At 66.5% G+C, this 22,241-nt stretch carries 16 protein-coding genes, 1 tRNA gene and 1 riboswitch; of the genes, 4 read left to right on the top strand and 13 right to left on the bottom strand.

The features are described 5' to 3' along the window. Window positions 1-30: 30 nt before the first annotated feature. A complete protein-coding gene (locus tag ACZ5BM_RS06195) occupies window positions 31-2,244 on the bottom strand; it encodes a TonB-dependent receptor (RefSeq protein ID WP_498910649.1) in 2,214 nt (737 codons plus the stop codon). A 137-nt stretch (window positions 2,245-2,381) separates the two neighbouring features. On the opposite strand from ACZ5BM_RS06195, the gene ACZ5BM_RS06190 reads away from it, so the two are divergent. After that, window positions 2,382-4,610, top strand: coding sequence for a prolyl oligopeptidase family serine peptidase (locus ACZ5BM_RS06190; protein WP_498910647.1), 2,229 nt, complete (start codon window positions 2,382-2,384; stop codon window positions 4,608-4,610). A gap of 85 nt (window positions 4,611-4,695) precedes the next feature. On the opposite strand, the gene ACZ5BM_RS06185 is transcribed toward ACZ5BM_RS06190, so the two are convergent. The 6 genes from ACZ5BM_RS06185 to metZ form a co-directional block, all read right to left on the bottom strand. Then, entirely contained in the window at window positions 4,696-5,595 is a 900-nt protein-coding gene (locus ACZ5BM_RS06185) for an alpha/beta fold hydrolase (RefSeq protein WP_498910645.1), read from the bottom strand. A 17-nt stretch (window positions 5,596-5,612) separates the two neighbouring features. After that, complete coding sequence (locus ACZ5BM_RS06180) at window positions 5,613-6,191, bottom strand: TetR/AcrR family transcriptional regulator (RefSeq protein ID WP_498910644.1); 579 nt, start codon at window positions 6,189-6,191, stop codon at window positions 5,613-5,615. Between the two features lie 105 nt (window positions 6,192-6,296). Next, complete coding sequence (locus ACZ5BM_RS06175; protein ID WP_498910642.1) at window positions 6,297-7,565, bottom strand: glycoside hydrolase family 5 protein; 1,269 nt, start codon at window positions 7,563-7,565, stop codon at window positions 6,297-6,299. A 153-nt stretch (window positions 7,566-7,718) separates the two neighbouring features. Beyond that, on the bottom strand, window positions 7,719-8,354 hold the full coding sequence (gene folE, locus ACZ5BM_RS06170) for a GTP cyclohydrolase I (protein WP_498910640.1): 636 nt from the start codon (window positions 8,352-8,354) through the stop codon (window positions 7,719-7,721). 100 nt (window positions 8,355-8,454) lie between these two features. Continuing rightward, window positions 8,455-8,925: a Co(2+)/Mg(2+) efflux protein ApaG gene (apaG, locus tag ACZ5BM_RS06165; RefSeq protein ID WP_498910638.1), complete on the bottom strand. Its 471-nt coding sequence runs from the start codon at window positions 8,923-8,925 to the stop codon at window positions 8,455-8,457. A gap of 22 nt (window positions 8,926-8,947) precedes the next feature. Continuing rightward, window positions 8,948-10,168: a PLP-dependent aminotransferase family protein gene (metZ, locus tag ACZ5BM_RS06160; RefSeq protein WP_498910635.1), complete on the bottom strand. Its 1,221-nt coding sequence runs from the start codon at window positions 10,166-10,168 to the stop codon at window positions 8,948-8,950. 77 nt (window positions 10,169-10,245) lie between these two features. Then, window positions 10,246-10,325, bottom strand: a riboswitch (SAM riboswitch). A gap of 117 nt (window positions 10,326-10,442) precedes the next feature. On the opposite strand from metZ, the gene ACZ5BM_RS06155 reads away from it, so the two are divergent. After that, window positions 10,443-10,516 (top strand) — tRNA-Gly (locus ACZ5BM_RS06155). A gap of 478 nt (window positions 10,517-10,994) precedes the next feature. Here ACZ5BM_RS06155 and ACZ5BM_RS06150 read toward each other — a convergent pair. Further along, a complete protein-coding gene (locus ACZ5BM_RS06150) occupies window positions 10,995-11,909 on the bottom strand; it encodes a LysR family transcriptional regulator (protein ID WP_498910633.1) in 915 nt (304 codons plus the stop codon). 187 nt (window positions 11,910-12,096) lie between these two features. Here ACZ5BM_RS06150 and ACZ5BM_RS06145 point away from each other — a divergent pair, with 187 nt between their 5' ends. Beyond that, the gene (locus ACZ5BM_RS06145) at window positions 12,097-12,969 is read left to right on the top strand and encodes an alpha/beta fold hydrolase (protein WP_498910631.1); all 873 of its coding nucleotides are present in this window, start codon (window positions 12,097-12,099) and stop codon (window positions 12,967-12,969) included. A gap of 410 nt (window positions 12,970-13,379) precedes the next feature. Here ACZ5BM_RS06145 and ACZ5BM_RS06140 read toward each other — a convergent pair whose 3' ends face one another. The 4 genes from ACZ5BM_RS06140 to ACZ5BM_RS06125 all read right to left on the bottom strand — a co-directional run bounded on the left by ACZ5BM_RS06140 (window position 13,380) and on the right by ACZ5BM_RS06125 (window position 16,565). Continuing rightward, window positions 13,380-13,934 (bottom strand): hypothetical protein, encoded by a 555-nt coding sequence (locus ACZ5BM_RS06140; RefSeq protein WP_498911517.1) that lies wholly within the window; start codon window positions 13,932-13,934, stop codon window positions 13,380-13,382. A 35-nt stretch (window positions 13,935-13,969) separates the two neighbouring features. Further along, window positions 13,970-14,590, bottom strand: coding sequence for a YdcF family protein (locus ACZ5BM_RS06135; protein WP_498910629.1), 621 nt, complete (start codon window positions 14,588-14,590; stop codon window positions 13,970-13,972). Next, window positions 14,587-15,426 (bottom strand): class I SAM-dependent methyltransferase, encoded by an 840-nt coding sequence (locus ACZ5BM_RS06130; protein ID WP_498910627.1) that lies wholly within the window; start codon window positions 15,424-15,426, stop codon window positions 14,587-14,589. Before ACZ5BM_RS06130 ends, ACZ5BM_RS06135 begins: the two co-directional genes overlap by 4 nt. Window positions 15,427-15,629: 203 nt before the next feature. Next, window positions 15,630-16,565: a LysR family transcriptional regulator gene (locus ACZ5BM_RS06125; RefSeq protein WP_498910625.1), complete on the bottom strand. Its 936-nt coding sequence runs from the start codon at window positions 16,563-16,565 to the stop codon at window positions 15,630-15,632. A 159-nt stretch (window positions 16,566-16,724) separates the two neighbouring features. On the opposite strand from ACZ5BM_RS06125, the gene ACZ5BM_RS06120 reads away from it, so the two are divergent. Next, window positions 16,725-18,353, top strand: coding sequence for an NAD-dependent malic enzyme (locus ACZ5BM_RS06120; protein WP_498910623.1), 1,629 nt, complete (start codon window positions 16,725-16,727; stop codon window positions 18,351-18,353). A gap of 23 nt (window positions 18,354-18,376) precedes the next feature. Here ACZ5BM_RS06120 and ACZ5BM_RS06115 read toward each other — a convergent pair whose 3' ends face one another. Next, on the bottom strand, window positions 18,377-22,201 hold the full coding sequence (locus ACZ5BM_RS06115) for a glycoside hydrolase family 99-like domain-containing protein (protein WP_498910621.1): 3,825 nt from the start codon (window positions 22,199-22,201) through the stop codon (window positions 18,377-18,379). Window positions 22,202-22,241: the final 40 nt, after the last annotated feature.

Genomic DNA, 22,241 nt, shown 5'->3' with positions numbered 1-22,241 from the left:
CTCCGTCACCGACGCTTCCTCCTCGCGTATCTAGAATTTCTGCGCGATCCCGGCCAGGATCGAGCGGCGCAGGCCGTACTGCGGTGCGCCGACGCCGATGCCCGTCCCGTCGCGGATGATGTAGCGGCGATCGAGCAGGTTGAGCACGTCGAGGCGCAGTTCCGTGCCGCGTCCGATCGTGTGTTTCAACGTCTGCACCAGCGAGAAATTCACCACATAGTAGCCGGGCAGGGCGCGTCCGTTGGGAACGTCACCGTCGGCGCGCAGGCCGGAGCCCACCACCAGATCGGCCGATGCGCGCAGCGGATGCGTGCTGCCGTAGAAGAACGAGTAGGCGGCGCCGCCCGAACCGGTCCAGCGCTGGTCGTGATCCAGATGCACCCAGCGATCGGAGATGTAGGACAGGTCGTCGGCGGCGAAGTCGAATTGCGACGAGGTGATGCGCTTGCCGATCGCGCGCGACCAGGCGAGGTTCGCATAAAGCGAGACCGGCCCATGATCGTAGGTGACGCTGGCCTCATAGCCATGCACCTGACCCTTGGCGTAGTTGAAGGCGGAGAGGATGATCGGTGCGCCGGACTGGCCTTCGTCGATCAGGTTGGTCGCCTGCTTGTAGTAGCCGTCGAAACTCACATGCAGGCCGGGCAGGACGATCTGGTCGATTCCTGCATCGAAATAATGGTCGCGTTCCGGTTGCACCTTGGAGTTCTGCGTGACTGCGGACGCGGCGCTGGTGCCCTGGAAGAAGGCGATGCTGTTGTTGGTGACTTCCTCGAACGGCGGCGGCGTGAAGTAGCGCGAGTAGCCGGCATGCAGCGTGGTGGTCCGTGTCGGCCGCCACACGATGTTCACGCGCGGGCTGAACTGCGTTGCCGACACGAACTCGCTGACGCCGTCGAAGCGCGCGCCGTAATTGATCGTGAGCGACGGCAGGATGCGCCATTCGTCCTGAAGATAGGCGCCATAGACCATGCCGGTCTTGCCGGTGCCTTCGTGCAGACCGATCGGCTGGTCGCCGAAGATCGCGTTGCCGTCGTCGTCGGTGCCGATCTGCGGCGACACCACGGAGTCCACCTTGGAAATGGTGCGCTCGACGAAGACCTGCTCGCCGAAACGGATCGTGTGCGTGTCGGATACGTGCCATGCCGCATCGGTCTGCGATCCGCTCGACATCACCGAACGCGCCGCCGTCTGGCTGATGCCGTCGAACAGAAGATCGCCGATCGGATCCGGCGAATAATGCAGAGACGAGTAGCGCGTGAACAGCGAGCTTTGCAGATCCAGTGTGCCGACCGTCTTCTGCAGAGACAGGATCGCGAAATCCGTGATCTCCTTCTGGTGCTCGGTCAGATCGGCGCTGTTGTAGTTGGTGATGCCGTCATACGACAGGCCGAGCGACGGCACCTGCGCCGGATTGTTGGGGATCTGGTATTCCGCGTTCGAGATGCCGCCGATCAGGCTGATGCGCGTGTTCGCGTCCGCCGTGTAGCTCAGTTTCGCCAGGCCGTGATACTGATTGCTGAGATCATGGATGGCGTTGAAGTTGCTGGTCGGGTTCTCGATGCCGACGCGCGTGTGCAGCATGTCGCCGGTCGCGAACAGGTCCCATTTCCCGCTCGACACGCCGTAGGAGAAGGACGGCTGGAAATAGTCGCGCGCACCGCCGTAGAGGGAGATCTCTCCGCCCGGATCGGTGCGGCCGGTCTTGGTGTCGATGTTGATCACCGCGGCCTGCAGAAAGCCGAACTGCGCCGGAAGCGCACCCGTGGTCAGGGACATGTCGTGCGCGATGCGCGTTTGCAGGCTTTGCCCGAACACGGCCAGACCTTCGGGAAGCTGCACGCCGTCGATGCGGAACTGGATCTCGTTATGGTCGCCGCGCACGTGGATCTGGCCGTAGCTGTCCTGCGCCACGCCCGGCGCCTGCAGCAGCGCCTGGTTCAGCGGCACGTTGTCGCCTTGCGGCAAGGTGCTGAGCACGCTGCGCGTCAGACGATAGGTTTCCGCGCCCAGACTCGGCTGCAGGCCCGCGCGCGCCTGATCCAGGCGCACGGTGATCACCTCCGGCTTGTCGGCCACGCCGGACGGCGGCAATGCGGGCGGATTGGCGTTCTCGCGCACCAGACCGCCGCTCTGGGTCGACACCGTCGCGGGCACGGTCTGCGCCAAGGCGAGGCCCGGCACGGCGAGTGTGGCCGCGACTCCGGCAAGGCCGCACAGCGGAACGCGGGAAAGGGCGCGCATGGGCGTCGATCCATGAAATGTTATATTATCCGTTCGTTTACGCACCCGCCCTGCTTCTGTCCACCCCATGCGGTAGCCCTTGCCAGCGGCACGGGGGAATGAAACGACGGGGGCAGATGTCGCGAAAGACCGCTCCCATGCGCCGAACCGGCTCCAGCCTCCTTGCCGTTCTGCTGGCCACCGCCACCGTTCCCGCCCTCGCCCAGACAGCGCAGACCGCGCCGCCGCTCCCGAACGCGCCCGAGGACTGCTTCGCCCAGCTCGCCGCCACGCGCAGCGACACGCTCGGCCTGCCGGTCCATGCCGTGCCGACGCCGGACGGGCGCTCCGTGCTGTTTCTCCGCTCCGGCCCGCGCGACACCACCCTGCATCTGTTCCGCTTCGACGTCGCGGGCGGCGCGCTGACCGAGCTCGCCAAGCCCGCGGACGGAGCGGAGCAGCTTTCCGTGGCCGAGAAGGCGCGTCGCGAGCGCGCCCGCATGACGCTCACCGGCATCACCGATTTCGCCTTGTCGAAGGATGGCCACACGCTTCTCGCCGCGGAGGCCGACCATCTGCTGCGCATCGATCCCGCGACCGGCCGGCGGCAGCAGGTGCCGGGCAACGGCTGGATCGCTCCGCGCCTGTCGCCGGACGGACGTTTCGTCGCCGCCGTGCGCGACAACGACCTGCATGTGGTGGCGCTCGATGGCGGCGGCGACACGCGTCTCACCCACACCGGCAGCGACACGCTCTCTAACGGTCTGAGCGAGTTCGCGGCCGCCGAGGAGCTCGATCGTGCCGACGGTGCCTGGTGGTCGCCTGACAGCCGCACGATCCTGTTCGAGGTGGCCGATACCGGCGGGGTGGAGAAGCATTTCATCGCCGATCCGGGCCATCCCGAACGCGAGCCTGTGGAGTTCCGCTATCCTCGCGCAGGCACCGCGAATGCCAGGGTCTCGCTGATGCTCGCGGATCGCGACGGACACGGCCCGGCGCGAAAGGTGAAGTGGGATTCGGAGAAATTCCCGTATCTGGTGCGCGTCGTCTGGCCCGCCGGCAAGGGACGGCTGTCGATCGTGGTGATGAACCGCGCGGAAACGGAGGAGCGTGTGCTGGCGGTCGATCCCGCCACCGGCGACACCACCGAGCTTCTGCGCGAAACCGATCCGGCCTGGGTGGCGATTGCGCCCGTCGGCCCCGGCACGCGCGCCGGCCACGCACTGCCCTTGCCGCACTGGTTCGCGGACGGCAGCGGCTTTCTCTGGGCCGCCGAAACCAAACAGGGTTGGGAACTGCAACACCGGCGCGCCGACGGCTCTCTCGCGCGCAGCTACGACAAGGCCGCGTTCCTGGGCCTGGAAGCCGCCGATCCGCATCACGCCGTGATCCTGACGGAACCGGACCGCATCGACACGGCCGTGGAACGGCTCGATCTCGACACGGGTGCGGTCACGCCGCTCTCCGCTGCGCCCGGGCTGCACGATGCGACATTCGGCCCCGGCGAGGGAACGGACCGGCCCTTCATCGACGTGCGTGCGGGCGCCGACGGCAGTGCCGCGACCGTGCTGGTGGACCCGTCCGGTCGCACGCTCGCCACCTTGCCCTCCGTCGCCGAACATCCGCGTCCCGTGCGGATCGAATTCACGCAGGCGGGCCCGTCGCGGATGGACGCGCTGATCGTGCGTCCGAGCGATTTCCAACCCGGGCGGCATTATCCGGTGGTGTTGCAGGTCTATGCGGGTCCGGGCGTGAAGACGGTCGAACGGGCGCCATCGCATTTCCTCGAGGATCAATGCCTCGCAGATCGTGGCTTCATCGTCGCCAGTCTGGACGGGCGCGGCACGCCGGGGCGGGATCACGACTGGGAGCGCGCCACCAAGAACGATCTGATCGATCTGCCGCTCGACGACCAGGCGGACGGGTTGAAGGCGCTGGGTGCGCGCTATCCGGAGATGGACATGTCGCGCGTCGGCGTCACCGGCTGGTCGTTCGGCGGCTACTTCACCGCCATGGCCACGATCCGTCGCCCCGATCTGTTCAAGGTCGGCGTCGCCGGTGCGCCCGTCGTGGATTTCCGCGACTACGACACGGCTTATACCGAGCGCTATCTCGGAACACCTCAGGCCGACCCGGACGGCTACACCAAGAGCGACGTGCTGACCTATGCCGCGTCGCTGTCATGTCCGCTGCTGATCATGCACGGTCTCACCGACGACAACGTGTATTTCGAGAACAGCTACAAGCTGACGCAGGCTCTGCTGCAGGCCGGCAAGCCGTATCGTCTGCTGCTTCTGCCCGGCACGCATCTCCTGCCCGATCCGGCGATCCGGACGCGCGTGAGCGAGGCACGGGCCGACTTCCTGAGCGAGGCATTGCATCCCTGAGAGCGGAGGCTGATGGGTGTTCGGCATCGGCGATGCGTATGGACGTTTGAAACGTTCCTGTGAAAATGGGACGTTTCATCCGTTTTCAGGACTCTCCGAAGAAGCTACCGAACAGGAGAGCCAGCGCCTCCGGCTGTTCCTCGGGAATGAAATGTCCGCTTCGTTCGACGGTCTCGCCGCGAATCTCGTCGGCAAAAGGACGCAGCGGAGCAGCCATGTCGGGTATCGAGCCCTGGTCGGCGCTAACGGCCAGAACGGGCATGGCGAGTTTGGCTCCGCTGACGAGCGCCCGGTTCTGTTCGGCGGAAAGACTGGCCGACCGATAAAACGCGAGTCCTGCCCGCAGCGCTCCCGGCATGGAGAAGATGCGGACATATTCATCGAAATCCGCGTCGGTGAAGACGAGAGGATTGGCGGTTTTGCGGCGCAGGAACCAGTCTAGATAGACGCGCTCGCGGCCGGCGATCAGGGCCTCGGGGAGGTCGGGAACGGCGTGGAATGCGAAATGCCATGTCCGCCATGCGCGCTCCGGCGCCGTGGGCAGCATGTCCGGCAACGTGATTCCGGGAATGCCGGCATCGAGGAGAGCCAGATGGGCGACCTCCTGCGGAAACATCAGAGCGTAAGGCAACGCGACCCAGGCGCCGACATCGTGCGCCGCAAGCCCGTAGCGAGACAGGCCGAGGCGTCCGAGCAGGTCGTGAACGCGCCGTGCGACCGTTGCCGTGTCGTAGCCGTCCAGAGGCTTGTCGGAATCGCCCTGTCCCGGGAGGTCGATGGCGATGAGCCGGAAACGCCCGGCCAGGAGCGGCATCACATGCCGCCACGCGAACCAGCTTTGCGGATAGCCGGCAAGCAAAACGAGAGGATCGGCATCCTCCGGGCCGGCCGTCACATAGTGCAGGCGGAGACCGTCGATCGTTTCGAACGCGTGGCGGAACGTGGCGTCGTCACGAGGAAATTCGGCGGAAGCAGGATTGCTCATGATGGGGTTTCTTCCGATCAGTCGAGTGTCTTGAGGGCGATCGCGATCAGGGCGTCGTGATCGGCCAGATCGTGCAGCTTGCCGATGGCGCGAAAGCCTTGCAGCAGGCTCAACAGCAGGTCGGCGCAGGACTCGACGGCCAGATCGCTTCGGATCGATCCGTCCTTTTGTCCGTCGCGAAGAAGGAGGATCAGCGCTTCACGATTCTCGTTCAGCGTCGTCCGGACCGCGGCTTGAAGCGAAGGATCGAGGATGGTCGTCTCGACCAGGCTCCCTAGCACGAGGCAACCCTGCCGCCCTTCCGAGCCCGATGCGGAGTCCAGATAGAAACGCAATGTCTCCGCGATGCGTTCGCGACCGGACAGGGCACCGTCGAGGCGCTCGGACAGCAGGGTTCTTCGCGTTCCGACATAGTGGGCGAACGCCGCTGCGAAGACCTGCTTCTTGTTTGCGAACGCCTTGTAGAGGCTGCCGGCCGTCAGGCCGGTCGCGTCCTTGAGATGGTCGATGGACGTGCCGTCATAGCCGCGCTGCCGGAAGACAAGGACCGCCTGGGCGAGAACGGATCCCATGTCGAAGCTGCGTGGACGGCCCATCGGCCGTCGCTCCGTTGACGAGGCTGGATTGCTCATGGGGGAAACATAGGAAACGACCGTTTCCTATGTCAATCCGGGAAACGGGCGGTCCCCTGAACGCCGCCCTCAGAGACCGGTGGTGTTCTCCGAGAACGCGCTCGGCGTCGTCCACATCTGCCAGTCCTTGGCGATCCAGTCGGGGCTGTCCGTGTTGACGTTGGGGGCCCAGCCCGTGTTGTTGGTGTCGAACATGCCCCAGAAATTCGGAACCGGACTGTTGGAGGATTTGAAGGTCCACATCGTCCAGCTCAGTCCGGCCCGGTCGTAATCGTTGACCGAGTAGGCCCAGTCCGCCGAACCGGTCGTCAACGGGTTGAATTCGCCGATCAGGCCGGGAACGTTCCAGGATGCGTGGTTGTTGAAGTCCGACACCTGCCGGTCCGCGCCGGAACGCGCCGCTTCCGATGTCTGTGCCCACTGGTACTCGTGCATCTCGTAGACGACGTTGGTCCAGCCGTACTGCGCGGGATCGGGCAACTCGTCCCAGTTCCAGTTGCCGTAGCCGCCGAACGCACCTTCCAGAAAGATCATGTGGTCCGGGTCGGCGGAACGCACGGCCTTGTAGAGATCGTTGTAGACGCCCCAGACCTGCTCCTTGCTGCTGGCGCCCCGCGGTTCGTTCAGAAGATCGTAGCCGGCGACGGCGGCGTTGCCTTTGTAGTGGTTGGCGATCTGCCACCAGAGCCATTGCGTGTTGCCCTGGTCGGTGCCGTTGCTCCAGAATCGGTTGGTGCTGCCGTCGCCGCCGCTGCACGGCTGGCCGGTGCCGTCCTCGTTGCCGTTCGGCCCGGCATGGCCGGTGGATTCGTTGCAGCTCTGGCCGCCCGGAGCGCCGTGCAGGTCGATGATGACATAGAGACCCACGGCGCTGGCGGCGTTGACGATGCGATCGAGTTCGTCGAATGCATCCGAGCGGAAACCGCCATTCGAGACGTTGCCGAAGCTGTAGAAATTCGCCCACCAGACCGGAACGCGAACGGCGTTGTAGCCCTTGTTGCGGATCGTCTGGAGATCGTCCCGGGTGATCCAGCTTTCCTGAAAGGCCTTGATCAGCGCCTGCTCTTCGGGTTCGCCGAACCGGTTGATCAGTGTCTGGATCAGCCCGAAATTATCGGTCGGCTGCGCGGGGTCGGTGGTGTTGCTGGTCACCATCGGCGTCAGAAAGCCTTCCATGACGAACAGGCCGCCGAGATTGGCGCCGCGCAGCGTCACGGGCGTGTTGTTGGCATCGACGATGTTGCGACCATCGGCATGCAGCATCCCGTCGGCCAGTGCCGGGCAGGACAGGAGGCTGCCCGCGACGAGCAGGGATGCGAAGAGTTTGCGTGCTGGCACGAGCGGCCCTTTCCTCTACGGCACGCCGTCCGAAAGGCCAGGGCGCTTGCCACGCTCTTGTTTGGCCGACGACGATCGGCACGAGAGGAAAACGAATCGTTCCGGATGGAAAGAACGGAGATGTTCAACAACGCGTGGGTTTGAGCGCGTCGCCTACTCGAACGGCGTCGCCGCGGAAGGCCGGTTCAGCATCGACAACAATTCCTTGCGCGTGTCGGAATTGTTCCTGAACACGCCCAGCATCCGGCTCGTCACCATCGATACGCCAGGACGGTGCACGCCGCGCGTGCTCATGCATTGATGCCCCGCTTCCAGGATCACGGCGACGCCGTGCGGCTGCAACACCTCGTCGATGGTGTTGGCGATCTGCGCCGTCAGGCGCTCCTGGATCTGCAGGCGTCTGGCATAGATGTCGACCACACGCGCCAGCTTGCTGATCCCTACCACGCGCCGCTTCGGCAGATAGGCGACATGCGCGCGGCCGATGATCGGCACCATATGGTGTTCGCAATGGCTTTCGAACCGGATGTCGCGCAGCAGGACGATCTCGTCGTAATCCTCGACTTCCGAGAAGGTGCGCGACAGGATCGCCATCGGATCGTGCTCGTAGCCCTGGAAGAACTCGTTGTAGGAGCGCACGACGCGTCCGGGCGTATCCAGAAGCCCTTCGCGGGCCGGGTCCTCGCCTGCCCAGCGCAGAAGCACGCGCACCGCCTCTTCGGCTTCCTGCTCTGTGGGACGGCCTGCGGTCGATCGGGGGCCGGCCGGAGTGCCGATGGGCTGGTCCATGGGGTCTGCCTTGCTGCAACGAAGAGCGCGTACGGACGGGATCGGTCCGGCGCGCGGGTTATGTCGGCCCGGACCGGCGGCGTGTCCAGTGTGCAACGTTTTAATGCACGATGCCGGGCTGGTGCGGGCTGTCCAGGCTGAAGGTGGGGATGGCCACGTCGAAGCGCTCGTTCGATCCGATCACGGCCATCTGGTAGTGCCCGGTCATGAAGCCGCTGGGCGTGCCGAGCGGGGTGCCGGAGGTGTATTCGAACGCCTCTCCGGGCCCCAGCTGCGGCTGCTCGCCGACCACGCCGTCGCCGGTCACCTGCTCGATGCGTCCGTTGCCGTCGGTGATGCGCCAGGTCCGGCGCAGCAGGCGAACGGTTTCCCCGCCCAGATTCTCGATCCGAATGCGATAGGCCCACAGGAACTGGCGTTCCTCCGGCTGCGACTGGTCTTCCAGGAACACCGTGCGCACGCCGACGCGAATGTTGCGGGTCACGCGCGTGAAGGGGGCGGGGGCGTCGTCCTCGCCCGGAAACTCGTCTTCCGTCCCCATGCCGGGCGGCATCTTGCCCTTCTCCCTCATCGCGCGTTCCCCGTTCAACACCCTATTCGGCAGCGAGTTCTCCCGCGCCGGCGCTTCCGGCGGAGGCGGCACGCAGGCCGCGACGCAGATCGTCCAGCAGATCGCGCACGTCTTCCAGGCCCACGGAGAAGCGGATCACGCCGTCGGTGATGCCGAGCGCCGCCCGTTCCTCCACGCCGATCTTCATGTGCGTGGTGGTGGCCGGATGCGTCACCATCGAGCGGCTGTCGCCCAGATTGTTGGAGATCGCGATCAGTTGCAGCGCGTTCATGAAGCGGAACGCCGCCGCCTTGTCGGCGAGCGCGAACGTCACCAGCGTGCCGCCGCCCTGCATCTGCTTCTGCGACAGGGCATGCTGCGGATGGTCGGTGCGGGTCGGATACCAGACCCGGGCCACCTCCGGCTGATCGGCCAGGAAATCCGCCACCTGCTCGGCATTGCGCGCCATCGCCGGCACGCGGAGCGCCAGGGTCTCCAGCCCCTTCAACAGCACCCAGGCGTTGAACGGCGACATGGCCGGGCCGGTGTTGCGCAGGAAAGGCTGCAACGTTTCCTCGATCCATTGCTGGCGGCCGAGAACGGCGCCGCCCAGGACGCGGCCCTGGCCGTCGATATGCTTGGTGCAGGAATACACCACTACGTCGGCGCCCAGTTCCAGCGGCTTCTGCAGAAGCGGCGTCGCGAACACGTTGTCCACCACCACGACAGCGCCGGCCGCATGCGCCAGATCGGCGATCATGCGCAGGTCGAGCACGTCGAGCATCGGGTTGGACGGCGTTTCCAGCAGCACGCATTGGGTCGGCTTGCTCAGCGCCTCCGCCCAGGCCGCGCGATCGCCGCCATCCACGAACACGCTCTCGATGCCGTAGCGGGGCAGAAGGGTGGACACGATCCAGTGGCAGGAGCCGAACAGGGCGCGCGAGGCGACGATGCGGTCGCCGGCCTTCAGATGCGCCAGAAGTGCCGACGACACCGCGGCCATGCCGGTCGCCGTGGCGCGACAGGCTTCTGCGCCTTCCAGGGCGGCCATGCGGCGCTCGAAGGTGGCGACGGTGGGGTTGCCGAAGCGGCTGTACTGGTAGCGCTGCGCCTGGCCCAGGAAGGTCGCCTCGGCCTGCTCGGCATCGTCGTAGACGAAGCCCGAGGTGAGGAACATCGCCTCGCTGGTTTCGCCGAACGGGGTGCGGTCGGTGCCCTCGTGCAGCAGCAGCGTGGCGGGATGGAACGGGCTCTTGGTGGTCATGAAAACGCTTCCCCGGGGATGTTCACCACGCTCGCGCGATGACTCGAACCCGGCCTGGATGCCGAGAAACGGGCGCGAACGACCGCTCCTGGGCCTCTTTAGCGCGCTTGTTTCACCTCGCCGCAATCCGGCCGGACAAATCACGAGGGCTCCGCCGTCATTTGGGACGCCGGAAGCAAGGTCATGCTAGGAGCCGCCCCCGCCGCGCGTCAACCAAGCGCTGTTGCGGAGCGGGGTTGCGCCGCCTATAACCGTGCTCCCGTCCGACGGGCATGCGGGTGTAGTTCAATGGTAGAACGGCAGCTTCCCAAGCTGCATACGAGGGTTCGATTCCCTTCACCCGCTCCAGAAGCCATTGATTTGGCTGGAAAATCTCTGAGACGTTGGATCTGACGCCGCTGCTGTAGCAGGGAACTTTCGTCTGCCGACGTGGCGATTCCCACGCGTTCCGATGCTGGGTGCGGGAGCCCGTCTCGGCGCGGGTGCGGCATGGGGCCAACGCCTGACTGGGACCGAGATGGGCAACCCGATCGGCTTGGGCGACACACCTCTCGAAGAAGGGTTGCGAGGTCGAGCATAGCGACGCGCAGACAAAGGCTAAGACACTGAGATCCCGATCGACCTCGACGCGACGGGTGTTGCTACCGTCATCGCGCCCGAGCGCAGTCGCGAAAACCGGTGCTAAGCGGCGGACACCTCCACGCGCTCGGAAACCTCGTCGAACGCTGCTTCTCAAGCCCTGAAGCACCGTCGCCGATCGGCAACCCGATACGGCAAGATAGCCGGCAGCCTCCTTGGCTTCATTCGCATCGCCGGATGTCTGCTTTCAACAACCATCGCTTCGTGCCGCCCCGTCCGCGCCGGGCCCGTCGGACCACCTAGATCGCGCTGCACCGAACGCGTCGGCCAGCGCGCGTACTGCCGGGGACATGTAGCGCGCGCGGGGCATGACCAGCTGTATGGGCGCCGCCTCCGGCCGGAAAGCGGCCAGCACCTCGACCAGCGCACCTGACCGGAGCTGGGGGGAAATCTGGTAGTGCAGGGCTGAGACGATGCCCAGGCCTGCCTCGGCGTGGGCGATAGCGGCCTCGGCATTGTTGCTGTGGATGATGGGGTCGACGTTGATCCGGACATTCCGGTCCTCGATCCGGAAGCTCCATACGCGGCGCGGCACGACGCCTGTGGAGCCGATCAGCCGATGCGACGCCAGCTCGTCAGGCGATCGGGGTGTGCCGGCCTTGTTGCAGTATCCGGGGCTTGCTGCCAGCACCACGCCGGTGCTGCCCAGCTTGCGCACCGTCAGCTCCGAGTCGGGCAGAACGCCGATGCGGATCGCGAGATCGACGCGGTCCTCGATCAGCCTCGCGTGCTCGTTGCCGAGGAAAAGCTCGATCCTGGTCTCCGGGTGACGATCCATGAAATCGGCGATGACCGGAGCGGCATGCAGCCTGCCGAAGACGAGAGGCATCGCGATGCGGATGGTGCCCGACGGGGCCGCGCCTTCGGCGCGCGCCGCCTGCTCGGCCAGGGCAGCCCTGTCCAGTGTTTCCCGTGCGAGCGGGCGGTAGACCGCACCGGCCTGGGTCAGACGCACGCTTCGCGTGTTGCGATGGAACAGTTGGACGCCCAACACATCTTCCAGCGCAGAAACGAGCCGCGTGGTGGCCGGCGACGACAGGCCGAGATGTCGTCCGGCAGCCGAGAAGCCGCCGGTGTCGCAGACGGCGAGAAAGGCGCGCATGGCATCGAGCCGGTCGGCGATGGCATCCTCCGCATTTGGTCGCCGGCCGCAGCGGTGTGGTGCGAGGCATGAGACTTATCGCCCCTGCGAACGACACCCACAATACGCCTGTCAGGAGGCGTCAATGACAGGAACCATTCTCGCGGCAGCCGCCGCGGCCACCCTTTCCACAGCCACGATACAAACGGTGCCGTCAACCGCGTCGACCACGACATATCACAAGGTCGCGGTCGGGGGGCTCGACATCTTCTACCGCGAGGCCGGACCGCGGGACGCGCCGACCGTGCTGCTCTTGCACGGTTTCCCGTCCTCCTCGCGTCAGTACGACGCATTGCTGCCCTTGTTGGCCGACCGTTATCACCTGATCGCGCCGGACTATCCGGGCTTCGGCCGGAGCGCCGCGCCGCCACCGTCTCGATACGAATACACGTTCGACAACCTCGCGCGCACCATGCAGGGGCTGATCGAGCATCTCGGGATCAGATCGTACGCGTTGTTCATCCAGGACTATGGCGGCCCGGTCGGTTTCCGCATGGCCATGGCCCACCCCGAACAGGTACGGGCCATCGTGGTGCAGAACGCCAACGCATACGAGCAGGGTCTCGGGCCGAAATGGAAGGGGATAGCCGAATTCTGGAAGGATCCCGCCGGACACCCGGAAACCTTGGACGCCTTCACCTCGCTCGAGGGAGCCAAGCAGCGTCACCTCGGCGATAGTCCGAACCCCGAACGCTATAACCCCGATAGCTGGGCAGACGAGTATGCGATCCTGGCACGGCCGGGCGAGCGGGAGATCCAGTCTGCGCTGCTCTACGACTACCGAACCAACGTCGCCGCCTATCCGATCTGGCAAGCCTGGCTGCGTGCGCACCAGCCTCCCGTTCTGGTGCTCTGGGGGCGCTACGATCCGTCCTTCATCGTCCCGGGCGCGGAAGCCTACAAAACGGATGTGCCTCGTGCGGAGCTGCATATTCTCGATGCTGGCCACTTCGCCCTCGACGAGGCGACGGACCAGGTGGCGCATCTGACGCATGACTTTCTGGATCGCACCATGCGATGAGGCCGGAACGTCGTCCGGGCAGGAGAGCCGGTGACGTCTCTGCCCATCGGGAGGCCGAAGACTTTTCCAGACCAGTCCAGTTCGTCGATGCCGACGACTTCTTTCCAACGCCTGCACGCGAAGCTCGAGCACAGTCGCCGACCGGCAACCCGATACGACAAGCCCGCCGACAGCGACCTTGGCTCGCTCGGCGCCGCGTCAACTCGCTTGTGGATCAGGCGCTGCGTCAACGGGATCTGGCGAGGCGTACGACAAGCAAGCGGCAGCGATCTTCTGCCGTCGGCGGATCGGCATGATTTCAACGAGCCATCTTGCTTCCGGTCACTTCAAGACCGGGCTCGATCCTGCGGAACGACGCCAAGGTCGCCCCGACCTCTCGACCCAGGATGCGGGCGGGGCCCGCTTCCTCCTCAGCCCCCGTCCGCCTGTTTCACCGCCGCCTGATGCCGTTCCACCGATTTCTTCAGGTTGCCGATCGGGGCTGCGGGCATGGTGTCGTGGTAGGCGCCGCCGAACCAGGTCCAGCGATCCTTGTCGCCGACCATCAGGTCGTGCATGCCGCCCGAGCTGGTCGCCAGAACCTTGATCGGTCCGCTGACGGAATCCAGCACCTTCGTCCAGTTGCCGTCATGGCCGAGATAGACCGAGGTGGAGCAGCCGGCAGAGCCGCACAGGCTGGCGGACTGCACCTGCACGAACAGGGCGGCGTCGCCGCGACGGGTGGAGAGCGGGGCGGAGCCGATCAGCACGATCGGGGTTTCGTTGCGCTTTTTGGCGCTGGCCAGATCCTCGGCGTTCAGCTGACGCGCGGCGGTGTCGAGCGCGGTGCCGGGCTGCTGGGTCAGGATCACGGGATTGGCCGAAACGGCGTGGCTCCGGTGCCGGTGATGCGTCGCGGCCCCGCTGGCGGTGGCGGCCAGAAGCACGCAGGAGAAGGCAAGAGGACCGAACAGGCGGCGGGTCATGGTGGTTCCGGGTTCCAGAAGCGCGAGGGTTGGCATCATATCGCTTCCGAACGGGTCCGGCGAGTGAGGCTCCCGCCCTGCGGCCCGGCTTTCCCGGCCGGTCCGGTCAGCCGGAACGCATAGACCGGCAGCGCCACCATCTCGCGCAGGAACGAGGGGATGTCCCTCAATTCGCACCAGCGCGGCCAGGCGCCGGAGACGGGCCGGAACCCGTAGGCGCGCAGCGCCAGCATGGTGCGCGGAAGATGGAACCACTGGCTCACCGCCACCACGGATCGTCCCGGACCCAGCAGGGCCCGCGCGTTCTGCGCCGTCTTCTGCGTGTTGTCGCCGTGCGGGTCCTGCAGGATCGCCGCTTCCGGCACGCCGTTCCGTCTCAGGTAGCGCGCCATGACCTCGGCCTCGTCGATCCCGTTCCAGGGCTCCACGCCGCCGCTGACCAGAATGCGCTTTACCTTGCCGTGCCGGAACAACAGCAGGGCTTCGTCCAGACGGGCGCGCAGACGCGGAGACGGGGTGCCGTCGCGATACACCGCGTTGCCCAGAACGATCGCCACGTCCGAACGCAGGGGGGCGGCGGACAGCGCGGCGCCGGCCAGCGCGAGGGTGTAGAACAGCAGGATCGTGGCACCCCACCGGAGCGTCTCGGCGTTCATGTCGGCAGCGCTCGGTCCGGACGCAGACGCACGCGGCGGCGGCGCAGGCGGCGCAGCAGACGACTGCACGGATCGCGCGGCACGGCATCGCCCGCGGTGACCAGGGCGAACTGGCTCAATCCGCAATTCTCCAGCGCCGCCTCGGGCACGCCGTAATTCGCCGCCAAGGCTGCCCGCATGAAGGGACGCGCGTAATAGAATTGCTGGTCGCTCTGGATCCTGAGCCCGGCCGCGTCCAGCGCCTCGTGGAACGAAAACCGGTCGAACAAGCGAACGGGCAATCCCTGCTCCTGCGCATCGCTCCGGCCGGCGTAGAGGTCGAACGCGTCCCGGGACAACGCCTCGCCACCGAGCTGGGTGGTGAAGCGATGTTCCGGAAAATGGGTGGTCGCGATCAGCGCCACGCCGTTCGGTTTCAGCAGGGCCCGCACGTCGGACAGGATGGCGCGGCACGCGGCGGTGGACACGTGCTGGACCACCATGGACACGGTGATCAGATCGAAGCGGTCGCGACGGGTCCGCGGCAGGGCGGAGGCGACGCCGTTCAGGATCGTGACGTGCCGGAAACCGGCGTTGCGATCGCGGCACAGCGCGAAGCGGGCACGGTCCGGTTCGATCCCCACGAGCTGCCCCGCGAAGGGCTGCAGCATGCCGACTACCCGGCCGAAGCCCGAACCGATATCCAGAAACCGGCCGCCCGCCTTGCAGCACGCCGCCTGGCGGAGGGCACCGTGGAACGCTTCCTCGGTCTCGCCGCTGCCGTCGCCGATCCTGCTGGTGAAGCCGGCATCGAACGCCGCCAGCGCGTCGTCATGCCTGTATGTATACTCGCTCACGCCGTTTCCTCCGGCTTCGGCCTGCTCCGCGTCTTGCGTCGGAGACCCGGGTCCGACCGTGTTCCGGTTCTGCGATAACCGACCCGACCCTGTCCCGCGAGCCCGGCCCGACGGATCGATTCCAGGCTCGACATTGACGGATCGCTCCGATCCGACCCAGGCGTATACGGGAGATTTGTTTTCTCGGGCAAGAATTCGTCGGTCTAGCCGCCGGCTGGCGGATCCCGGTGGGCAAGGCAAAGGCGACGAAACGCGATCGGCGGCGCGCTGTGCTCGCCGCTATGGGTCGCCAGCGCGATCTCGGCGGTCGGCTGCATTCCGTCGATCGCCACCATGCGCAGCGCGTCGCCGTGAACCCCTTCGAGCGAGGCCGGCACGATCGTGATGCCGGCGCCCCCGGCCGCCAGCATCATCGCCGAAGCCTTCTGCGGCGCGTGGTGCACGACGCGCAGGGAGAAACCGGCCTCCGCGCAGGCCGCCATGATCGCGTCGTAGAGATCGGGCGCCAGCGCGCGCTCGAACATGACGACATCCTCGTCCGCCAAAGCCGTCAGCGGCACCGCCGGGCCATCGGCGAAGCGATGGGACGCGGGTACGGCAAGCTTCAAGGGCTCGTCCACCAGCTTGTCGACGCGCAGCCGCTCATAGGCCGGCACCGGCGGACGAATGAATGCCGCCTTGATCCGTCCCGCCGTCACCTCCCGGCACAGGAAATCGGTATCGGCTTCCTTGAACCGCAGCTCGATCCTGGGTGCCTCGGCCCGGAACGACCGCAACAGCTTCGGCAGCAGCGGATGATGCGCCAGCGCCGGAGTGAACCCCAGATGCAGCGTCCCGATGCGGCCGCTCGCCGCCCGCCGGAGCCGCTCGGGAATCTCGGCCGCTTGCGCCAGCAGCGGTTCGGCCTCGGCCAGCAGCACCCGGCCGGCATCGGTCAGTTCCACGTTGCGGGGATGGCGGATGAAGAGCCGTTCGCCGAGCTGCTTTTCCAGCGCCATGATCTGCTGGCTCAAGGGCGGTTGCGCCATGCCGAGCGCCTGCGCCGCCTGCCGGAAACTCGCCGCCTCGGCGACGGCGAGGAAATAGCGGAGCCGGCGCAGATCCGGCAACGACGCGCTCTTCACGACAGCATTCTCCATACCTTCCCATCATTCGCCACAGATCGGAAAACGATATCCAGATCGTCTCGAAACTTCGCTTTCATCCGACGAAAACATCTGTGTCGAACTGTGTTCCTCCGTCAACGGACACAGCCGGCGTGCAACTCCGGCATGCGGCTCCGGTTTTGGAGATGGTTCATGGACAGCACGTCTGGCTTCGCCCTGCTCAGCGACCCCGGCCGCAACAAAGGCACGGCGTTCTCATCCGCGGACCGTGAGAAACGCGGTCTCGAAGGCCTGCTTCCGGCCGCGGTCGACGATCTCGATACCCAGGTGGACCGCGTGATGGGCCATCTCGCCGCCAAGCCGAACGAACTCGAGCAATACATCTATCTTCAGGAACTGTGCGATCGGAACCGCACCCTGTTCTACCGGGTGCTAATGAGCGATCCGGCCCGGTTCGTGCCGATCGTCTACGACCCCACCATCGCCGATGCCTGCCTCACCTACGGCCATATCTATCGCCGCCCGCAGGGCATGTACCTGACCAAGGCGATGAAGGGCCGCTTCGCCGAGGTGCTGCGCAACTGGCCGGTGAAGGATATCCGCTTCATCTGCGTCACCAGCGGCGGACGCATCCTGGGCCTGGGCGATATCGGCGCCAACGGCGCACCGATCCCGATCGGCAAGCTGCAGCTCTACACCGCATGCGCCGCCGTGCCGCCCGACGCGCTGCTGCCGATCCATCTCGATATCGGCACCACCAACGCCAGGCTGCGCGCCGACGCCCTCTACATGGGCCTGCGCGACGTGCCGCCCTCCGATGACGATCTCGACGCGCTGGTCGACGAGTTCATGGAAGCGGCGAACACGGTGTTCCCGGGCGTCTGCGTCCATTTCGAGGACTGGAAGGGCACCGACGCGATCCGTCTGCTCGCGCGCTACAAGAAAAAGTATCTCGTCCTGAACGACGACATCCAGGGCACCGCCAGCGTCACCATCGCCGGCCTCACCACCGCCGTGCAGATCAAGAACGAGACGCTTTCGGACCAGAAGATCCTGTTCGCCGGCGCGGGGTCTGCCGGGATCGGCATCGCCAACATGATCGTCGAGGCGATGCGCGACGAGGGGATGGACGAGGACGACGCCCGTAACCGAATCGCCATGACCGATATCGACGGTCTGCTGGAAACCAGCCGCACCGACCTCAGTCCGTCGCAGAAGCGCTACGCCAAGGATCTGCCGGCGACCAGGAACCTCGCCGACATCGTCAAACGCTTCAAACCGACTGTCCTGATCGGCGTCAGCACCACGCACGGCCTGTTCACCGAGGAGGTGGTGAAGGCGGTCGCCGAGAACACGGAGCGGCCGATCATCTTCCCGCTCTCCAACCCCACCGACAAGGCCGAGTGCACCGCCGAGCAGGCCTATGAATGGACCGGCGGCAAGGCGTTGTTCGCCGCGGGCGTGCAGTTCCCCGACGTCGAGGTGAACGGCAAGACCTACTACCCAGGCCAGGCCAACAACTTCTACGTCTTCCCCGCCTTCGGCCTCGCGATCTACGCCACCAAGCCGAAGCATATCGACGACGAGATGTGGATCGCCGCCGCACGCGGTTCCGCCGATCAGGTCGATCAGGCATCCCGCGACAAGGGCATGCTGTTTCCGAAGCAGTCCGAGATCCTGGAGGTCGAGATCACGACCGCGACGCGCATCGCCGAACACATCTTCGATCGCGGACAGGCGACCGTGGACCGTCCCGACGACATCCGCGCCTGGATCAAGTCGCTGACCTACACGCCGAACTACGACAGCAGCCCGGCCTGACGGATCGCCGTGGCGGCGGCGTTTTATTCCGCCGCCACCTTGAGCCCGAACTGTTCGGCCAGATGGGCGCGATAGGCGCGCTGCTTCATCCGGTCCGCATCCAGCACCGCCGGCTGCTGGCCGACGAGGCGGTGGATGCGGGCGATCTCGCCCAGATGCTTCTGCGCCGCCAGGCGATGCGTGGTGCTGTCGCCATGCCGGCGATGGATGTTCAGCGGATCGGCCACATAGGCCACCTGCGCGCCGTCCTCGCGCAGCAGCTCGATATACAGCCGCCAATCCCCCGCCAGCCTGAACGAGAACAGCGCGTCGCCGAGACGCGCCAGCGCCGCGCGCAGCGCATCGCGACGGAACAACACCCCCGACGCGTTCAGGATCAGGTTGCGCTCGCCCAGACAGGTGCGGACGAATTCCGGCCCGTCATGCAGCCCATCCGTATCCAGCGCCGCCCCGACCGTGGTGGCGTAGTACGGCTTGTAGCTGTCCGAAAGCGGGTTGCCGTCCGCGTCGATCGAGCGGCTGTCGCAGAACGCCATCACCGCGTTCGGCGCGCAATCCAGCGCCTGCGCCAGCGCTTCGAGCAGGCGCGGATCGGCGGAATCGTCGGCCTCGGCGATCCACACCCAGTCCCCGGCTGCTTCGGTCACGGCGCGATGCCATTGCCGGAACACGTTGCCGGAATTGGTCCGCCCCGCCACGACGCGGATCTCGCGGCCCCATTCCGCCGCACCCGCGCGCGCTTCCGCCACGCTGTCGTCGCTCGAGGCATCGTCCAGCACGATCACCTCGGCCACCGGATGGCCCTGCGCGAAGATCGAGGCCAGACGCTGGCGCATGTAGCGGGCGTAGTTGTAGCTCGGCACCACGGCGGAGATCCGGCGCAACTCCGGCCGCGCCAGCCGCAGCAGCTCGCCCACATAGCGGTCGAAACACAAGGCCCGGGCGAAACGCCTGCCGTCCCGCGCACGACGCGCCGTGTCGCGCGCGCGCCCGTCCAGCGCCATGCGCAGCGCGTCGCGCGCCAGCGACGCCACGTCGCCCAGGGGCGACAGCGCGCCGGTCCCGAAACGCTGCAACAGCCCGGGAATGCCGCCGCTATCCGAGAACGCCGCCACGGGAAGCCCGCTCGCCAGCGCCTCCATCACCACGCTCGGCAGCGGGTCCTCGCGCGAGGTCAGCAGAAACGCATCCGCGCCGCTCAGATGGTCCGGGGTGTCGTGCACATGTCCCGGCAGATGGAACGTCCCGGTCGCGATCGCCGCGTCCAGCTCCGTCGCGAGATAGGTGCGCAGACCCGGATCGATCGCGCCCAGCCAGACGCAATGGATGCGCCGGTGGCGGCGGCGCCCGCCGCCCGCGCGGGCGGATAGGAGGCGCCAGCCCTGGAGAAACAGGTCGAACCCCTTGCGCATGTCGCCGTAGCCGACGCCGATCAACAGAACGTCGTCCGCCTCCACCCCGTAGCGGGCCCGGATCGCGGCGCGCTGGCGGGCGCTGAACCGCACATCCGCATACAGACCCTGCGGCAGCAGAACGCAGCGCTCCGCCGACACCGGCAGAAGCGGCTGCACCGCATCGCGCACCGCTTCTGCCGGAAACACGGTGTGGGCCGCGAGCAGCGATGCCTCCCGCAATCCCGGCAGCAGATGCTTCTCGCCCAGAAGCGCCGGCAGCTCGTGCACCAGCAGAACGGAGCGGATGCCGTGTTCGGCCAGAAGACGCGTCACCGGCGCAGAGGCGGCGGTGTTGACGATGGCGCTGGTCAGGCCGGCATCCCGCATCCGTCGCAGCGTTTCCGGCAGGGCCGGGTCCTGCGCCGCCATCACCGTGGTGCGGCCGACGCTCTCGTAGCCGGGCAGCATCGCGCCGCCGCCCAGCAGCAGGAATTCGATCTCCACCCCATGCAGGCGCTTCAGCCGGCGCCCCAGATTCAACAGCAGGGCCTGCGCCCCGGCCTGGAACGCGTCATGCCCGACCAGCAGCACCCGACCCTGGGCGGAAGCGCGCCCGAACCCGGTCACCGCCCGCCCGACCGCGTTCAGATAGGCGCTGCCATGATGCAGATCGGGCTCCAGATAGGCGCCCTCGGCCCATTCGTTCCAGGCATTGATGCAGATGATCGAATCGCCATGGAACGGCTCGAGCTGCGCGCGACGCACCAGACCCTCGACCCAGCGTTCGAATTTCGCCGGCGTCGAACCCTGAAGTACCAGACCGCTGCCCTGGCGACGCGCATCGTTGTCCCAGGACGGCGCGGCCGTGCGGATCAGCGGAAAAGGCGGCGCCGGCGCATCGAGCGCGCCCTGCACCACCTGGTCGTAATCATAGACCTGGCCGTCGAAATCCGTGTCCAGCATGCACAGATCGTTGTTGATGGTCTGCAGCCCGCCCACCAGCTTGTGCGGCGGAAACTCGATCGCGCCGTCGAGACCGTAGGCGCGCGGGTCCTCGTCGCCGAAGCTCTGCGACATCACGAAGAGCGGGTCCTCGTTCGCGCGCGTGCGGAACAAGGTGCGCCAGCGCGCGATCGTTTCCGCCGGCTCCGGGATCACGCCGATGCGGTAGACCATCAGCACCGGACGCCCGCCGACGCGGATATAGCGCGGATCGGCGAAATGACGCGCGAAACAGTCGATCAGCGGCAGCTCGTCTTCCGCGCGGAAATCCTGGCTGATCAGCACGTCCTTGTTCGAACCGTCCCAGCTCCGGGTCCAGTTCTCGTTCGCCCACATCAGGCAGAACGGCAGATCGATCGTGGGATCGGCCAGCAGCGCTTCCAGCGGCCCGTCGAGCAGGCGTTCGCGATTGAACCAGTAGAAATAGAATACGAAGCCTTCGATGCCGGCGGCGCGTGCCATCTCCGCCTGGCGGCGCAGGGTCTCGGTGCCTTCCAGACGGTAATGGCCGAGATCGCGCGGAATGCGCGGCTGGTAGTGCCCGGCGAAGCGCGGCAGACCGCGCGCCACGTTGGTCCATTCGGTGAATCCGTCGCCCCACCAGTCGTCGTTGCGTTTGCAGGCATGGAACTGCGGCAGGTAGTACGCCAGCACGCGTGCGCGGCGCATCGCCGTGTCCGGCAGGGGCTTGCGCTTCTCGAAGAACGGGCCCGGTTTGGAGAACCGTTTCACCTCGCGCGCCACCGTGGTCTCGCCTGCCGGACGGCAGGGATGGATGTCGGCGCGTTCGCGATGGGCGAGATAATGCAGCAGCGGGTTGGCGTCGGTGGAACCGTCCAGATAGCGCTGACGGTAGAAGGCCGGATCGAACCCGGCGAAGGGCCGCCGCGCTTCGCGGAACCCCTGCACCATATAGTGTTCGAGCGGATCGATCCCCGCATCCGCCACGTCCGGATAGGTGCGCAGATAGAACGGCGTGTCGAACTCGGCCATGGCACTCACGGTGCCGCTGCCCCTGTGCTCCAGATAATGCGCCAGCGCGTGCCGCCCGGGCGGCACGCCGTTCTGGGTGCGATACCAGCCCGGATCGAACCAGGGGCCGGGACGCAGGCCCTCGGCCTCGCCGCGAACCAGATAATGCAGCAGCGGGTCGATGTTCTGTCCGGCCACATCGGGGTTCTGCTGCAGATACCAGAGCGGGTCGAAATACAGGTTCGGCTTGCGCCCTTCGCGCCAGCCGTACTGGTGGTAATGCGCCATCGCCTCGTGGCGGAGCGGCTGCATGTCCGGGTTGCAGGCGAGATAATAGTCCAGGTCGAACAGGCCGGACTGCTCGATCAGATGAAGCGCGCCAGCCGGCAGGTAGTGCGTTTCCGCGTGATCCTGACGCAGCGGGGCGGGGCCCGTCCTGGTCTGGTGTCCACCGGCAGCCTGCGTGGTCGCGGCGCTCATTCCAACGGTCCCTAACAAAAAGTTAGGGACGTTAGTCGCC

This window comes from Lichenicola sp. GTC18331, assembly GCF_055386855.1.
The sequence above is the reverse complement of the archived record's forward strand: the minus strand, read 5'-3'. Positions and strand labels throughout refer to the sequence as shown.